The sequence below is a fragment of the Pseudomonas sp. NPDC087614 genome (assembly GCF_044743485.1).
GTDB classification, from domain to species: Bacteria; Pseudomonadota; Gammaproteobacteria; order Pseudomonadales; family Pseudomonadaceae; genus Aquipseudomonas; species Aquipseudomonas baetica_A.
Genome location: NZ_JBIUWN010000001.1, coordinates 26,275 through 42,476 on the forward strand (window position 1 = coordinate 26,275; position 16,202 = coordinate 42,476).

Genomic DNA, 16,202 nt, shown 5'->3' on the forward strand with positions numbered 1-16,202 from the left:
GGGCTCTGAACAATAATTTTTGACGTGCCGGTTGTCGCCGCGCAGGCCCCCGCGCTAATGTCGCAGCAGCCTTTCAGTACGCACTTTGCGCGCCGGGGCTTTTGTGTGTTCGGGGATGGAAATGGATTCCGCAGAAATTCTTGTGCTTCAAGCCAGCTACACCAATCCACTGCATGCCGAGGCCATCGGCGTGGTGCTCAACCACTATGCCGAAGACCCGATGGGTGGCGGCCATTCGCTCGATCCTGAATTATTGCGACGGCTACCCGAAGAACTGGCGCGCCGCCCGCACGCATTCAGCGTGTTGGCGTTTGTCGGTGGCGAGCCGGCAGGGCTGGTGACCTGTTTTGAAGGGTTTTCCACGTTCGCCTGCAAACCCTTGATCAACGTCCACGATGTGGCAGTGATCAGCACATTTCGCGGCTTGGGGTTGAGCCAGAAGATGCTGCACAAAGTCGAGGAAATTGCCCGGCAGCGCGGCTGCTGCAAGATCACCCTCGAAGTGCTGGAAGGCAACGCCGTGGCACAGAACGCCTACAGCAAATTCGGCTTCGCCCCTGGCATGTTCGACCCGGCTCATGGGCGCATGCTGTTCTGGATCAAGGAACTGTAGTCGTAAAAAAGGCGCCTCGAGAGGGCGCCCAACTGTCCATCTCCAAGCCTGAACGGGAGTCTGTTCACAGTGGATTTTGGGTGAGGGAGCAAGCCCCTCGTCCCGCCAATCAGCGTCAGAGCCTCCAGTCCAGACTCAACGTCACCGTGCGCGGATCGCCCCAGAACACACCGTTGTAGAAGCCCACATTCTCGTAGTACTTCTTGTCGAACAGGTTGTCGACGTTCAGCGAGGCCGAGAGGTTTTTGTCGATTGCATAGCGCGACATCAGCTTGACCACGGTGTAAGCGCCCTGGTGAATTCGGGCATTTTCGGTGACGAAGTCACCCGCAGCATTGCGCCTGACCGGGCGATTCGAATCGCCGAAAATACGGCTTTGCCAATTCACTGCTCCGCCTACGGTCAACGCTTGCCATTCGCCCGGCAAACGATATGCCGTGGACACCCGCAGCAGGTGCAGTGGCTGGTTTTCGTGGGTGCGCTTTTTTTCGCCGTTGGCCGAGTGGGTGTAGGTATAACCGGCGGTCACATTCCAGCCGTTGAGGATTTCGCCTGAGACTTCGGCTTCGAAGCCATTGACCTTGTTGCCCTTGCCGCCGGATTTGTAGAACTGCTCGCGGGTGACGGGGTCTGGCGGCACCGAATTGTCGACTTCGGCAACGTTGTCCTGCTTGCTCCAGAACAGTGCCGTTGCCATGTTGAGGCGTTCTTCGAGCAAACTGCTTTTGAGTCCCACTTCGTAGTTGCTGCCAACGACCGGTTCCAGATAATTGCGGCTGCTGTCACGGTTGCTCTGTGGTTTGAAAATATCGGTGTAGCTGATGTAGGCGGTGTATTGCGGCGTCAGGTCATAGAGCAGGCCGGCGTAGGGCGTCCAGATGTCGTTTTGGTGTTGGCGGGTTGTGTCAACGCTGGTCAGTTGCAGGTTCCCGTCATAGTAGTGATCGGCATTTTTGCCTTCCCAACTGCCATAACGACTACCGAGCACGGCCTGCAGTTCGTCTGTCAGGCTCAAGCGAGTAGCAATGTAGCCAGCCTTCTGACGGGTGCTGCCCTTGGAACCGGTCAGTCCGGTGACGGTATCGGGGAACCTGGCGATATCGCCCATGTATTTCCAGTCGCTTAGGCTGCCGTAATCCGCAACGCGCGGACCATTGACGGTTTTGGGGGAGTAGGAGCGGTGCTGGGCCTCGCCGTAACCGAACATCATTTCGTGCTCGCGACCGAGTAGCGAATAAGGGCCTGAAACGTTGAAGTCATAGACGTTCATTTTCTGCGTGCCGATCATGTGCGAGCTATAGGCGACCATGCCGCTGCGGTCAGCCTCGGGAAAACCTTCCCCACCGTAGTAGACCTTGCCGTCTACGTCGCTTTGGCGGTGAGTGTAAGCGGCTTTCAGGTGCCATCCTCCCGCCAGTTCCTGATCAAGGGTGGCGAATGCGGTCTTGTCCTTGAGCGGCCACGAACTCCAGGATGTCGCCATATTCGTCGATCGACCGAGCCTGGCCTTGCTACCGTCTGCGTTCCAGTAGGGCACGGTGCCCCAGGAGGAGCCCTGCACCTGTTTGTCCTGATAGTCATAACCCACCGCCAGCACGGTGGATTCGCTCAGATCCGCCTCAATAATCCCGTAGCCGACTTCGCGTTGCAGCGCGTACTTGTCGCGAAACGATTGGCTGTCGCGATAAGCCAGCACGGTGCGCCCACGCAAGCGACCCTCGAAGGCCAGCGGGCCGCCAACATCCACGTAGCTGTAGTAATCGTCGTAACTGCCGCCACTGACCCCCGCGAGCGTCTGCCATTGCGCCGTCGGGCGCTTGCGCACCATGTTGATGGTCGCCGAGGGATCGCCCGCGCCGGTGGTCAGGCCTGTGGCGCCGCGCACAACTTCAATGCGGTCGTAGATGATGGTGTCGGCGTCGGTCTTCATGCGATCAAAGGTGTTTAGCATCCCGTCGATCTGGAAATTGTTGATCGAGTAACCGCGTGACGAATAGCTGACACGGTCCGAGTCGTTGTGTTGCACCACAATGCCTGTGGTCTGGCTCATGGCTTCGGATAACGTGCTGAGCTTGAAATCATCCATCTGCTGGCGGGTGACCACGGACACCGATTGTGGGGTTTGCTTGATCGACAGATTAAGCCGTGTCGCGGTGCTCATGGCTCCGGTGGTGTAGGCGTCGGTGTTTTCGGTGGTGCGACCCAGGCCTTGGGCGGTGACGTGGGTCGATGCCAGTTCCAGCGCAGACGCTGGCGGCGGGGCTTTATCGGGCTCGGGCTCAGCCAAAAGATCGGGGCTCAGAGCGGTTGCACAGAAGCCGAGAGTGAGGGTTATTGAACGGGTGATGGGCGCAAGCATCGCAGCCGACTCCTTGTCTTTGAGAAAAAATCCGTTTGTTCAAAGACGAAGCGAGGAACTGCTATTTAGTGATAAACGCGAATTATTATTATTTGTAGATATTTCGTTCATGAAAAAGGGGCCAGTCTCGGCCCCTTCTCGGTTTTATTGCTTAACCACTGCGCGTGTCGGACCTTCGGGCGTTTTCGGCTTCATCAGGCTGAAGTCGATCAATGCCTTCTGCTGGCGCTGGTAGGGGTTACCGATCAGCAGTGGACGAGGTTTGAAGCTGTCACTGACCAGGCTCTTGCTACGGTCGAGCTCATCGAAGCTCAAACCTGCCATGTCGGCCCAAGTGTGGATCAGATGCGAGCTGCTGTAAGGGCGCTGAAGGTCGCCGGCGAGGTTCCAGTCATGGTTTTCGCGCCATTTCGGCGAGGCCCAAGCCATGAACGGAATGGTGTACATCGGCGCGGTCGGCTTGTTTTCGTTGCGCCCCAAGGTCTTGTGGCCCACCGAGTCGAACACGTCTTCACCGTGGTCCGACAGGTAAAGCAGGAAACCATTCGGATCGGATTTGGCGTAATCCTTGATCAGGCTCGACACCACAAAGTCGTTGTACAGCACGGCGTTGTCGTAGCTGTTGTAGGTCGGCACCTGATCGTCACGCACACCGGCCGGCACCCCGTTGCGATCCTGGAACTTGTCGAAGCTCGGCGGATAGCGGTACTGGTAGCTCATGTGGGTGCCGAGCAGATGCACGACGATCAGCTTGCGCGGTGCAGCGTCGGCCAATGCTTTGTTAAATGGCTCGATCACGTCGCCGTCGTACTGGGCGGCGTTCTGATTGCGGTTGTTGTTCAGGTACACCTGCTCGTCGGCCTGTTCGGAGAAAGTCGTGAGCATGGTGTTGCGCTTGGTCATGGTTTGCTGGTTGGTGATCCAGAAGGTCTTGTAACCCGCCTGTTTCATCATGCTGACAAGCGATGGCGTGGCCAGGTACAGATCCGGATGTAATTCGTCAGCGAAAGTCAGTACCTGCTGCAACGCCTCGATGGTATATGGGCGAGGGGTGACGACGTTGTCGAAGATCGCCAGTTGATCCTTGAGTTTGTCCAGCTCAGGCGTGGTATTGCGTGGGTAGCCGTACAGGCTCATGCGCTGGCGGTTGGTCGATTCACCGATCACCAACACCAGCGTGGAAGGCTGATCGGCATTCGCAGCCTTGAGGTTGTGCAGCGGAGGAATCTTGCTGGCGCTGTGCAGCATGTCCTGCATGTCGGCCAATGTGTCGAGATAACGGTGATACGCCACCGCCATCTGCCATGGCACGGCAGGCTCGATGCGGGATTCGAACTTCTCGAAACCCTGGGCAACGTTGCCCATGCGCAGGGTCTGCTTGACCAGCGGATAACCCACTACGGCGATCAGAATCGCCATTGCGGCCACGAACGCTCGGCCACGGGGCATGTGCACCGGACGCAAACGCGTCCAAAGGAAATAGGCAAATGCGGTGTGAGCGAGGAACGCCGGAACCATCCACCAGGCAAAGTACTGGGTCATGTACTCGCCGGCTTCGGACACGTTCGACTCGAACATGATGAAGATGACGCTCTGCGAGAATTCCTGCTGATAGATGAAGAAGTAGCCCAGACTCGCCATCGAGCAGGCCCATAACACTACGCCAATAATGGCAGCGAGCATTTTTGTGCGTTTGGGGAACATCAGCATTGGCGCCAGCCACAGCGCGCTCATGAAGAAGGCCTGGCGGAACCCGGAGAAACCGGATGTGCCGGTCAACTGGATCAGCAGTTGGGTGATACCCGAGAAGTACCAGAAAAACACGAACAGCCAGAGAAGTCCGGCCCAATCAAAACCTGTCGCAGTCGTTTTGCTGCGTTTGAACAATGCCATTCGGCGCTCCAGCTCACTCGTGACAACCACCGCCGGAGCATCCCTGTAGCCGACGAACGAAGGCCGCACGCGTACGTACGGCCAGAACGGGCGCAGTATTACCAAGGGAATGTGAAAAGTTTGTGAGGATCTGGCGTGGTGCGGGGCAGGTCGTTTCGGGAACAGCGTCTGCCGTTCCCGGGGGGCTGGCGGGGGCGGGGATTCAGGCCTGGGGGTTACGCTGAACGACCGGCAAAGGTTGCGGCTGGGCACCTTGGGTCAGCAGGCGCAACTGCGCCAACTCCTGCTTCAATTGGTCGCGTTCGTTTTTCAATTGACGCAATTCATCGCGACGGATTGTCACGTACAGGGTTTGTGGCGGCATTGCTGTGTGTACTGTGCCCATTGCTCACCTCGCAAATGGCGTGTCTCAACTGTAAGTCGTCCCCGATTCGGGGTGCTGACTTACTATCGGCGCCAATTTTGGTTTCTTTTGTCGGTGAATGGAACTTTTTTATTTTTCATGGTCGGTGTGTCTTCGCCACGATTCAAGGCGTTATCAGTCTGGATCGGGCACAATGCCCGGAAACTTCATCGCAACGCTCTGGACTAACCTCCATCAGTCGCGTTGGGCTATAACCAATGACACACATTTATTTGCAGTAAGGAGCATCAGCACATGCAACTCGGGATTATTGGACTGGGCCGCATGGGCGGCAATATTGCGCGGCGCCTGATGCTCAACGGTCACACCACCGTTGTTTACGACCGCAATACCGCCTTTGTCGACACCCTGGCCGCCGAGGGCTCTACGGGCGTTGCCGATTTGCCGGCACTGGTCGCCGGCCTGGCCAAGCCGCGTGCGGTTTGGGTCATGCTGCCGGCCGGTGCGCCGACCGAAGACACTATCGAAACCCTGAGCACCCTGCTTGAGGCCGGCGATACCATCATCGACGGCGGCAACACCAACTATAAGGATGACATTCGCCGGGCGAAGACCCTGGCCGAGAAAGGCTTGCATTACATCGACGTGGGCACCTCCGGTGGCGTCTGGGGCCTGGAGCGCGGCTACTGCATGATGATCGGCGGCGACGCCGAAACCGTGACGCGTCTTGATCCATTGTTCGCCGCCCTGGCGCCGGGCATGGGCGATATTGCGCGCACCAAGGATCGCAAGTCCGACGATCAGCGTGCCGAGCACGGCTACATTCACGCCGGTCCGGCCGGTGCCGGGCACTTCGTGAAGATGATTCACAACGGTATCGAGTACGGCATGATGGCGGCCTTTGCCGAAGGCTTCGACATCCTCAAGACCAAGTCGAGCGAGCGTCTGCCGCAAGATCAGCGTTTCGACCTCAACGTGGCCGACATCGCCGAAGTCTGGCGTCGCGGCAGTGTGGTGTCGTCCTGGCTGCTGGACTTGACCGCCGACGCCTTGGCCGGTGACCCGAAACTCGACGGGTTCTCCGGTTCCGTAGCAGACAGCGGCGAAGGTCAATGGACCATCGAAGCGGCCATGGAACAAGCGGTGCCGGTGCCGGTGCTGTCGAACTCGCTGTTCTCGCGCTACCGCTCGCGCGGTCAGGGCACCTTTGGCGACAAGATCCTGTCGGCCCAACGCTTCGGCTTTGGTGGCCATGTAGAGACTCCAAAGAAATGACCCATACGATCCGCAGAAAATCCAAGGCAGAACCCGCACCACCGACCACGCTGTTTTTGTTCGGTGCTCACGGCGACCTGGTCAAGCGCTTGCTGATGCCGGCGCTGTATAACCTCAGTCGCGACGGTTTGCTTGATGAGGGTCTGCGGATCGTCGGTGTTGACCACAACGCCATTACCGATGAAGCCTTCGCGCAAAAGCTCGAAGACTTCATCCGTACCGAAGTGGCGGCGAAAGTCGGCAAGGGCGATCAGATGCTTGATCCGGCTTTGTGGGCCAAGCTCGCCAAAGGTATCAGCTACGTTCAGGGCGACTTCCTGGACGACAGCACTTATAGCGCGCTGGCGGCAAAAATTGCCGACAGCGGCACCGGCAATGCGGTGTTCTACCTGGCCACCGCGCCACGTTTCTTCAGTGAAGTGGTGCGCCGCCTGGGTGCCGCCAAATTGCTTGAAGAAACCCCCGAAGCATTCAGAAGGGTGGTGATCGAGAAGCCGTTTGGCTCCGATCTGCAAACGGCTGAAGCGTTGAACGCCTGCTTGCTCAAGGTGATGTCCGAGAAACAGATCTTTCGGATCGATCATTACCTGGGCAAGGAAACCGTGCAGAACATTCTGGTCAGCCGGTTTTCCAACAGCCTGTTTGAGGCCTTCTGGAATAATCATTACATCGACCACGTACAGATCACCGCCGCCGAAACGGTTGGTGTCGAAACCCGTGGCAGTTTTTATGAACACACCGGCGCCTTGCGGGACATGGTGCCCAATCACCTGTTCCAGTTGCTGGCGATGGTCGCCATGGAACCCCCGGCGGCGTTCGGCGCCGATGCGGTGCGTGGCGAGAAGGCCAAAGTGGTCGGTGCCATTCGGCCATGGACGGTTGAAGAGGCTAGGGCAAACTCGGTGCGTGGGCAGTACAGCGCCGGTGAAGTCGCAGGGAAGCCGCTGGCCGGTTATCGCCAGGAAGCCAACGTGTCACCCGACAGCAGCACTGAAACCTACGTCGCGCTGAAGGTCATGATCGACAACTGGCGCTGGGTCGGCGTGCCGTTCTACCTGCGCACCGGCAAACGCATGAGCGTGCGCGACACTGAGATCGTCATCTGCTTCAAGCCAGCGCCGTATGCGCAGTTTCGCGATACAGAGGTTGACGAGTTGCAACCGACCTACCTGCGCATCCAGATCCAGCCCAACGAAGGCATGTGGTTCGACCTGCTGGCCAAGCGCCCGGGCCCGGCCCTCAACATGGCCAACATCGAGTTGGGGTTTGCTTACAAGGACTTCTTCGAGATGCAACCGTCGACTGGCTACGAAACGCTGATCTACGACTGCCTGACCGGCGACCAGACGCTGTTCCAGCGCGCCGACAACATCGAGAACGGCTGGCGCGCCGTGCAGCCGTTCCTCGATGCCTGGCAACAGGACGCCAGCGTGCAGACGTATGCCGCCGGTGAAGACGGCCCGACCGCCGCCGAAGATCTACTGACTCGCGATGGTCGCGTCTGGCACGGTCTCGGATGAACGACGCGCGGCAACAACCCATCCGTTTTTTGCTCAGTGACATGGACGGCACACTGTTGCTGCCCGATCACACATTGAGCCAGCGCACCATTGAGGCCGTTCGTTCATTGCGCGAAGCAGGCGTACTGTTCAGTCTCGCCACCGGGCGTCCACCCAAAGCCATGTTGCAGCAAATCGAGGCGTTGGGCGTCGATCTGCCGACGGCGGCCTTCAATGGCGGCACCATCGTCAATCCTGACGGCAGCCTGCTGGTGGCGCATTATCTTCCGGCCACCGCTGCGCTGCAGGCACTGGCAACGTTCGCCGATCAGCCCGATGTCGAAATCTGGGTGTTCAGTGGTGGCGACTGGTTACTCAAGGATCCGCACGGCCCGATGGTCCCGCGCGAACAGCATGGCCTGGGCTATCCGCCGGTCGTGGTCGAGAGTTTCGAGCCGTATCTGGAGCGTATCGACAAGATCGTTGCCACCAGCAATAACACCGAACTGCTGATCGAACTGGAGGCGCGTTTGCTACCCAGGGTTGAAGGTCAGGCACAGGTGTCGCGTTCGCAACCGGTGTATCTGGACGTCACGGCGCTGGAAGCCCACAAGGGGACTGCGCTGGCGACGATCGCCGCGCATCTTGGCATCCCGTTGGAACAGACAGCCGCGATCGGGGATGGTGGGAATGATCCGGCGATGTTCCATTGCGCAGGATTGTCGATTGCCATGGGGCAGGCGGAGGAGGCGGTGAGGCGTCAGGCTGATGTGGTCACTGCGCCGAACACCGAAGATGGCGTCGCCCAAGCGATCGAAAAATACATCCTGCCTCGCTGATTCACGCATAAAAAAAAGCGGGAGCGGGCTTGCTCGCGAACGCGGCGTTTCAGTCAACGTATCGTCGAATGACACACCGCGTTCGCGAGCAAGCCCGCTCCCACATCAGTTATGTGTTTACAGCCAGTAGCTGACGGCGTACCAGCCCAGGGAACCCATCACAATGGTGTAAGGCACTGCCATCCACACCATTCGGCCATAAGACAGACGCACCAGCGGTGCAATTGCCGAGGTCAGCAGGAACAGAAACGCCGCCTGACCATTCGGTGTCGCAACACTCGGCAAATTGGTGCCGGTGTTGATCGCAATCGCCAGCGTCTCGAAGTGCTCGCGGGTCATGTGCCCAGCCAGGAATGCCTGTTTCACTTCGGTGATGTAAATGGTTGCCACGAACACGTTGTCACTGATCGCCGAAAGCACGCCATTGGCAATAAACAACATGCCCGGTTGCTGGTCAGCCGGCAGCGCCAGCACCCACTCGATCAGCGGCGCAAACAAGTGTTGATCGTGAATCACCGCCACCACGGCAAAGAACACCACCAGCAAGGCAGTGAACGGCATGGCGTCCTTGAACGCGCTGCCCAGACGATGCTCATCGGTGATCCCGGTAAACGCGGTGATCAACACGATCACCATCAGGCCGATCAGGCCGACTTCCGCGACATGGAAAGCCAGCCCGGCAATCAGGATCAGCGCGGCGGCGCCTTGCACCAGCAGGGCGGCGCGTTGACGATTCGTGCGCTTGGCGTTGTCCTCGGCGGCATAGTTGGCGAGGACGGCGCGCACGTTCTCCGGCAGCAGTGTGCCGTAACCGAACCAGCGCAGCTTCTCCAGCAAAACGCAGGTCACAAGACCTGCCACCAGCACTGGCACGGATACCGGGGCGACTTTCAAGAAGAACTCGGTGAAGTGCCAGCCCATTTCATGGCCGATCAGCAGGTTCTGTGGCTCGCCTACCAATGTGCAGACGCCACCCAGCGCCGTGCCCACCGCGCCGTGCATCAACAGACTGCGCAGGAACTCGCGGAACTGTTCCAGATCGTCGTGTTGCAGGGGGGGCAGGTGTTGGTCATCACTGATTTCACTGTCCTGCCGTGGATCGTTCCCCGAGGCAACGCGGTGGTAGACCGCGTAGAAACCGACACCCGCGCTGATGATCACTGCTGTGACGGTCAATGCATCGAGAAACGCTGAAAGAAACGCCGACAGGAAGCAGAACATCAGGGACAGCAGCGCTTTTGAACGTACGCCCAATAACAGCCGCGAAAACAGAAACAGCAGCAGATCCTTCATGAAGTAAATGCCGGCCACCATGAACATCAGCAGCAGGATCACCGGAAAGTTGTGCACCAGCTCATCATAAAGTGCCTGCGGCGTGGTCATCTTCAGCAGCAGAGCTTCAATCAGCAACAGACCGCCGGGCATCAACGGATAGCACTTGAGGGCCATGGCCAGGGTGAAGATAAACTCGATCACCAGCAGCCAGCCAGCCGCGACGGGGCCGGCAGTGAACAGCACGACAGCATTAAGGATCAGGAATCCAACGATGGTCGCTTTATACCAGCGTGGTGAATGCCCTAGAAAGTTATGCGCGAACGCCTGGGCCATTGAACCGGACATCGGTTGCTCCTTGTCTTGAGAAGCGCGCAAGTTGCCGGATGTGAGAACGAAGATCAAGCTCTTAGGCGTTCAGATACCGCGCGATCACGGCCCGGTAACGGCCATTCAGCGAATAACCACCGACGAGGATAGCGCCATCCGCTTGCACAGCCAGTGAGTTTGCCGTGTCGAGACTGTGTCCCAGACGGGTGCGCAGCCAGCCATTGCCATGGCCGAAGCTTGGGTCCGGGCGGCCATCGGCGTGGTAGCGGGCCACGATGAAATCTGCTTCGATCCCGCCAATGGTTGCACCTGCGGCGATGATTCGGCCATCTGCCATGCGCTGGGCGGCGCTCCATTGGCAGCCGCTGGGACCGATGTCCAGCAGTTGCGGCTGGCCGTTATTGCGATGCAGGTCGGGGCGACCATTGGGGTGAAGGCTGAAAGCCAGGCAGCGGAGCGGGTCGAAACTGCTGCCGAAACAGTGCAGGGCGTCTTCGGACTCAAGGACCCGACTGATCTGAGCGCTTCGCCCATCAGCCTTGATGGTCATGAAGCCGTCTACTGCAAAACGCTCGTCAAGACGACCATCGGGCAGATAGCGCGCCAACAGGCCTTGCTGAGGGAAATCGATTGAACCGCCCACCACGATCCGCCCGTCTTCCTGCAGCAGCAGACTACTGAGCCAGGTATTGAGCAACAGATGGCGGATCATCACGAAGCCACGACCGTTGAAGGTTTCATCCAGGCTGGCGTCGGGTTTGAGTCGAATCAGCATGCCGGCATGGTCGGCGAGTTCGAAATGGTGGTTGGCGATCAGCAGAATATGCCCGTCGGCCTGTACCGCTAAATCGCAGGCCTCAGCACCCGGTACGCCCGGAGGCAGCCAGGGGTCACGGGAGCCCATGGACAAATCGCCCGGCAGGCATACAACTTTGCGGCCATTATCCCCAAACGTTTGATCCGGTCTGCCTTGAGCGTCGAACAGAGCGACGGCGGGCAGTGTGCGATGGGTGTTTTCATAGTGCAGGCCGGCCAGCAGGATGCGTCCATCGGGCAACGCCTGCACTTTACCGCCCATGGCCTCGAAACCAGGTGCAAAGGTGCCGATCACGCAGCCTTGATCACCGAATGATAGATCGGTGGAACCATCGGCGAGCAACCGAGCAAGGCCGAAACGGCTGCCTTGTGCAAGGCCGACTTTGGCTGCCACAAGAATCCGCCCTTGCGCATCCAGGGCAACCTCTTGAGTCAGGCTGGACACACTGTCGGGAAAATAAACCTGGGCGACTCCGTTGGCGGCAAATGTCCTGTCGAGTTGACCGGCATTATTAAATGGCGTCGGGAGCAGATAAGTATTCAACGTTGACATGCACGCATCTCCTTGCGAGTTGACCAGAACCGGGTGCCGGTCGGGTAACTGCATGAGCGGAACATTCAATCCCTGAACAGAGGGAAGTACAACTGTAAGAACTAACAGGTAGAGGGTCACACTGTGCCAGAACAGTGTCTTTCTGAACCAATGGCAAGCCTGCCAAGCAGTTACGTTGCCGCGCGTGGCTGAAAGTTGTACAGAAGTATGGGGAGTAAAATAGAAACAGCAACTAAGAACAGGAGAGCGGATGACCTCAAAGTCATCCGCCTTACCCGGCTATCAATGTGGCATCGACCACGATTGTAACGCGTAACCTTCTTCGCTCAGTTCGGCGCGAGCCTGCTGCAGCAACTGTTCCAGCTGTGCCGGGTCGGAGTAGGCGGTGCTCGGAATCTGTTTACGGCCGATACGTGAATTGGTGCGGTCGATAACAGTCAGGCTCAATTCGCCATTGCCGTCTTGTGGGGCCCAGGCCACGCACTGGAAAGGTTGAAACGCGTGGTTGGCAATCAAAAGAGCTTCGTTGATACGGAGCGGGGCGGTCATGGGGTCTTCTCTCTTTAGTGCCCAGTCAAGTGATAGGCCGTCGGTTGGGCTCACCGATCGGCTGGTTACTTGTACTGATGCACGCAACCGGGGAGCAGGTCACACTTGAAACAAAGAAATTTCAAATTTCTTTTATGCAGTCGGATTTTCTGGAGATCTTGAAAGTTTACTGAAAGAGACCAAGTCGATAGCTAGCTAATAATTACGTTTCTTATAACGTATTTGCCGGTAGATCTATAAGCAATCGATACAAGGCGCCGTCAAATTCTTGCTAGTGTTACAGCCAGGTCTGCCAAATGACTGTTTTTAAAATAAATTCCTTAAATTTGGCGCCAAGGAACAGTCATGAGTGAAGCGCCCGCATTACGACGTTTATTGGTGGTCGATCCCTGCGACGACTGTCACCGCTTACTACCCGGTTTGCGTGCGGCAGGCTGGGATGTCGACAGCTGCAGCCTGGAAAACGCCGCCGACCGTAGCTGTGATGTCGGCTTGCTGCGTTTGCAGCCTTTTCACCTGGAACGTCCCGAAGCCGTCAAGGAACTGATCAGTCGCAGCGGCACTGAATGGATCGCTGTGCTCAATCAGGAAGTCCTGCGCTTGCAGAACGTCGGTGACTTCGTCTGTGAATGGTTTTTCGATTTCCATACCTTGCCGTTTGACGTGTCGCGGGTGCAGGTCACCCTCGGCCGCGCGTTCGGCATGGCGCGCTTGCGCGGGCAGGGCACGGTCCACATCGATCAGCCGGAACACGAACTGCTCGGCGACAGCAAACCGATACGCGAACTACGCAAACTCCTCAGCAAACTGGCGCCCACCGAGTCGCCCGTATTGATCCGCGGCGAAAGCGGCACCGGTAAAGAGCTGGTTGCACGCACGCTGCATCGTCAATCCCAGCGTCACAACAAGCCGTTCGTGGCGATCAACTGCGGTGCAATTCCTGAACATTTGATCCAGTCCGAACTGTTCGGACACGAAAAAGGTGCGTTTACCGGCGCTCATCAGCGAAAGGTCGGGCGCATCGAAGCGGCCAATGGTGGCACGCTGTTTCTTGATGAAATCGGTGATCTGCCGCTGGAACTGCAAGCCAATCTGCTGCGCTTTCTTCAGGAAAAACACATCGAACGGGTTGGCGGCAGTCAGCCGATCCCGGTTGATGTGCGCGTTCTGGCGGCGACTCACGTCGATCTCGAAGCCGCCATCGACAAGAAGCTCTTTCGCGAAGACCTGTATTACCGTCTCAACGTTCTGCAAGTCGCCACCGCGCCCCTGCGTGAGCGCCACGGCGATCTGTCGATGCTGGCCAACCACTTTTCCCACTTCTACAGTCACGAAACCGGACGCCGGCCGCGCAGCTTCAGTGAAGATGCGCTGATTGCCATGGGCAAACACGACTGGCCGGGCAACGTTCGCGAACTGGCCAACCGCGTGCGTCGAGGCCTGGTATTGGCTGAAGGTCGGCAGATCGAAGCGCGCGACCTGGGTTTGATCAGCCAGCACGCAATCGCCACTCCGATGGGGACGCTGGAAGACTACAAAACCCGTGCCGAACGCCAGGCGCTGTGCGATGTGTTGAACCGGCACAGCGACAACCTCAGTATCGCGGCCAAGGTGCTTGGCGTTTCGCGGCCGACTTTTTATCGCTTGTTGCACAAGCATCAGATCCGCTAGGGCGGGGGAAACGAACAAGGCCCGCTGCGACGTAATCGCAGCGGGCCTTGTTCGTGATCGAGCGGTCAGAAGTAGTACGGGAATTTCAGGCTGAAGGAAAAGTCCGGGGCATCATCGGTCAAGCCGATAGACAGGTTGGGAACGATGGTCAGGTTATCGGTGGCCGCAACGGTCATGCCGATGTTGAAGTAGCCGGCGTTGGCATCACTGGACACCACCGACTGCCAATCCCCACCGTCTTGTTTGAGCTTGCTTTGACGTTGCACCAGATCAGATACCGAGAACGACATGCTCATCTTTTCGTTCAAGGCGAAGGCTACACCGGCGCCGATCTGGAAGCTGTCGCCGATTCGCACTTTGCCTGGGGTTTTCTGGTTGACGGTCGAGCTGATGTCGTCGAACGACTCCTCAAGGTTATGTGTGTAGGACAAGCTGCCGAACAACACCGCCGGGTCGAAGGTTTTGACCAGCGAGATGCCTGGCGTAATCGACCAGACGCCGTTGCCGGTCGGCAGGGTGTCAGGCACGAACAGGTTGGTGTTGGCGTCGGTCTGGCGCAACTTGATGCCGAACGGGTCCTTGCCGGTCGGCGCCTTCACGCGCAAGGTGACCACGGCGTCCGGGGTGTTGACGGACTCGTCCATGAATTTATAGGCGATACCGAAGTTGACGTCGCCAATGGTGGGATCTCGCGTAACGTCCTGCTCTGTTGTTACGCCGGCAGCCCCCTGATTGCCGCCACCGGACTGATAGGTCGATTCGCGGTACACCACTGGCACGTTCAGATCAAACTGCCAGCGATTGTTGAAGTTGTAGCGGCCGGTGACGTCCAGCGTCCAGGTATCGGCCTTGATACGGTCAAGGTTGATGTTGCCCAGAAAGATCGAATCCAGTGCGAGAAAACCATTCAGGATCAACTGACGGGTGTCATAGCGCGAGTAGGTAATGCCGGTTTCGAGACTGAATTTACCGCCGCCAAAAAAGCCACTGGCTTCGTCATACAGGTTGGATACGCTTTGCGCCGGTTGTGAATCGTCGGCCAGCGACTGCCCGTAACCACTGCCACCGGCAGCGCCTCCGGATGCAGTGGCAGAGCCAGTGCGGTTTGCAACGGCATTGCGTTTCATGTCTGCAGGCGACTTGACCAGGCGCTTGGGAGGTGGGGCTACGGGTTGCTCCTCAACCTGGCGGACTCGTTGTTCGAGCACCGCCAGGGCCTTTTGTTGTACTTCGTATCGTTGTTTGAGTTCCAGAAGTTCTTGCTTGAGTGTCGCGACGTCCGCGTCGGGTGCTGCTTGCAGCATGGCGGCGGGAAGAAGCGTACTCAAACAAACCGCTGTACGCAGTGATACTGATCGATACATGAATAAGCCGTCCCTTTAAACCCAATGATCGAGACCAAGCGTAGTTCAATATCCGATATTGCGTAGGGCCCTGAGTTGACTCAGGTTACAGTCCAATGCGCCGGCGCTCATGCCGTTGTTGTTCAGAACTACGTTGAGTTGGGTCATGTTGTTGACCACGTTGGCACTGCCGAGCAAGCGGGTGTTTTGCAGCAAACCACCCTGGGCGACCTGTTGCAGGGATGTACCCTGATTTCCGGAGGCCTGAATAGCCATTTGTATGCCACTGCCGGTGGCCGAAACGGCCACATTCCCGGCAGCATTACCACCGGTGATGGTTTGTCCGGCCATCAACGCCTGCCCTTGAGCGGGTACCAGCGCTGGAGCCCTGGAAGCCTCTGAGACATTGATTGCGACGTTATTGTAGGCCGTGTTGCTGTCGCCAGCGGCGCGCACGCTTTGCGTCACGCCCTGGCTGCTGTTGAGGGCGGCGCCACCGGTAATCGTGCCGGTGCCGGCTGTCAGGGGGCTGCCGTTGCCGTGTTCCTTGATTGTCTGGACATAGAATTCGGGTTTTACGGTTGCCGCTTGAAGTTGCATTGAGGTCGATGCCCCGATCAGGTCACCACTGGCATTGCGCCAGGTACTGCTCATGACAATACCGAAGCTGATGATTCGCCCCGGCATGACATAACGACCGCGCAGCTCGGCGAGCTCCTGGTCCTTGACTTCGATGGGTTTGAATCCTGCATTGGCGTAGCCTGAAACGCTCGCTGCCAGGCAGGCAGCGGCCAGCCAGTATGAGGTTTTCATCTGCTGCTCCCGG

At 58.2% G+C, this 16,202-nt stretch carries 13 protein-coding genes; 5 read left to right on the top strand and 8 right to left on the bottom strand.

Annotated elements, in window-relative coordinates:
• The first annotated feature begins 121 nt into the window (after positions 1 to 121).
• Complete coding sequence (locus tag ACIOWA_RS00120) at positions 122 to 613, top strand: GNAT family N-acetyltransferase (RefSeq protein WP_401157558.1); 492 nt, start codon at positions 122 to 124, stop codon at positions 611 to 613.
• A 115-nt stretch (positions 614 to 728) separates the two neighbouring features.
• Here the strand turns inward: ACIOWA_RS00120 and ACIOWA_RS00125 are convergent, their stop codons facing one another.
• The 3 genes from ACIOWA_RS00125 to ACIOWA_RS00135 all read right to left on the bottom strand — a co-directional run bounded on the left by ACIOWA_RS00125 (position 729) and on the right by ACIOWA_RS00135 (position 5,250).
• Positions 729 to 2,972 (bottom strand): TonB-dependent siderophore receptor, encoded by a 2,244-nt coding sequence (locus ACIOWA_RS00125; protein ID WP_401157560.1) that lies wholly within the window; start codon positions 2,970 to 2,972, stop codon positions 729 to 731.
• 144 nt (positions 2,973 to 3,116) lie between these two features.
• Positions 3,117 to 4,865: a phosphoethanolamine transferase CptA gene (locus tag ACIOWA_RS00130; protein WP_339465728.1), complete on the bottom strand. Its 1,749-nt coding sequence runs from the start codon at positions 4,863 to 4,865 to the stop codon at positions 3,117 to 3,119.
• Between the two features lie 202 nt (positions 4,866 to 5,067).
• A complete protein-coding gene (locus tag ACIOWA_RS00135; protein ID WP_221731650.1) occupies positions 5,068 to 5,250 on the bottom strand; it encodes a DUF6026 family protein in 183 nt (60 codons plus the stop codon).
• Between the two features lie 273 nt (positions 5,251 to 5,523).
• Here ACIOWA_RS00135 and gnd point away from each other — a divergent pair, with 273 nt between their 5' ends.
• The 3 genes from gnd to ACIOWA_RS00150 are packed head-to-tail and all read left to right on the top strand — an operon-like array spanning position 5,524 to position 8,842.
• Positions 5,524 to 6,504 carry a phosphogluconate dehydrogenase (NAD(+)-dependent, decarboxylating) gene (gene gnd / locus ACIOWA_RS00140; RefSeq protein WP_339465725.1) on the top strand — a complete coding sequence of 327 codons (981 nt, stop codon included), beginning with the start codon at positions 5,524 to 5,526 and terminating at the stop codon, positions 6,502 to 6,504.
• Complete coding sequence (zwf, locus tag ACIOWA_RS00145; protein ID WP_401157563.1) at positions 6,501 to 8,024, top strand: glucose-6-phosphate dehydrogenase; 1,524 nt, start codon at positions 6,501 to 6,503, stop codon at positions 8,022 to 8,024. The genes gnd and zwf overlap by 4 nt, the downstream gene beginning before the upstream one ends.
• Positions 8,021 to 8,842, top strand: a complete 822-nt coding sequence (locus tag ACIOWA_RS00150) for an HAD family hydrolase (protein ID WP_339507667.1) — start codon at positions 8,021 to 8,023, stop codon at positions 8,840 to 8,842. Before zwf ends, ACIOWA_RS00150 begins: the two co-directional genes overlap by 4 nt.
• A 117-nt stretch (positions 8,843 to 8,959) precedes the next feature.
• Here the strand turns inward: ACIOWA_RS00150 and nhaB are convergent, their stop codons facing one another.
• The 3 genes from nhaB to ACIOWA_RS00165 all read right to left on the bottom strand — a co-directional run bounded on the left by nhaB (position 8,960) and on the right by ACIOWA_RS00165 (position 12,362).
• Positions 8,960 to 10,462, bottom strand: coding sequence for a sodium/proton antiporter NhaB (gene nhaB / locus ACIOWA_RS00155; protein ID WP_401157565.1), 1,503 nt, complete (start codon positions 10,460 to 10,462; stop codon positions 8,960 to 8,962).
• 61 nt (positions 10,463 to 10,523) lie between these two features.
• A complete protein-coding gene (locus ACIOWA_RS00160; protein WP_401157567.1) occupies positions 10,524 to 11,813 on the bottom strand; it encodes a hypothetical protein in 1,290 nt (429 codons plus the stop codon).
• Positions 11,814 to 12,095: 282 nt separating this feature from the next.
• Positions 12,096 to 12,362, bottom strand: coding sequence for a hypothetical protein (locus tag ACIOWA_RS00165; RefSeq protein ID WP_221731656.1), 267 nt, complete (start codon positions 12,360 to 12,362; stop codon positions 12,096 to 12,098).
• Positions 12,363 to 12,707: 345 nt separating this feature from the next.
• On the opposite strand from ACIOWA_RS00165, the gene ACIOWA_RS00170 reads away from it, so the two are divergent.
• Positions 12,708 to 14,033, top strand: coding sequence for a sigma 54-interacting transcriptional regulator (locus ACIOWA_RS00170; protein WP_401157569.1), 1,326 nt, complete (start codon positions 12,708 to 12,710; stop codon positions 14,031 to 14,033).
• Between the two features lie 65 nt (positions 14,034 to 14,098).
• Here ACIOWA_RS00170 and ACIOWA_RS00175 read toward each other — a convergent pair whose 3' ends face one another.
• Positions 14,099 to 15,397 carry a hypothetical protein gene (locus ACIOWA_RS00175; RefSeq protein WP_339465717.1) on the bottom strand — a complete coding sequence of 433 codons (1,299 nt, stop codon included), beginning with the start codon at positions 15,395 to 15,397 and terminating at the stop codon, positions 14,099 to 14,101.
• A 45-nt stretch (positions 15,398 to 15,442) separates the two neighbouring features.
• Positions 15,443 to 16,189 carry a hypothetical protein gene (locus ACIOWA_RS00180; protein WP_339465716.1) on the bottom strand — a complete coding sequence of 249 codons (747 nt, stop codon included), beginning with the start codon at positions 16,187 to 16,189 and terminating at the stop codon, positions 15,443 to 15,445.
• Positions 16,190 to 16,202 lie beyond the last annotated feature (13 nt).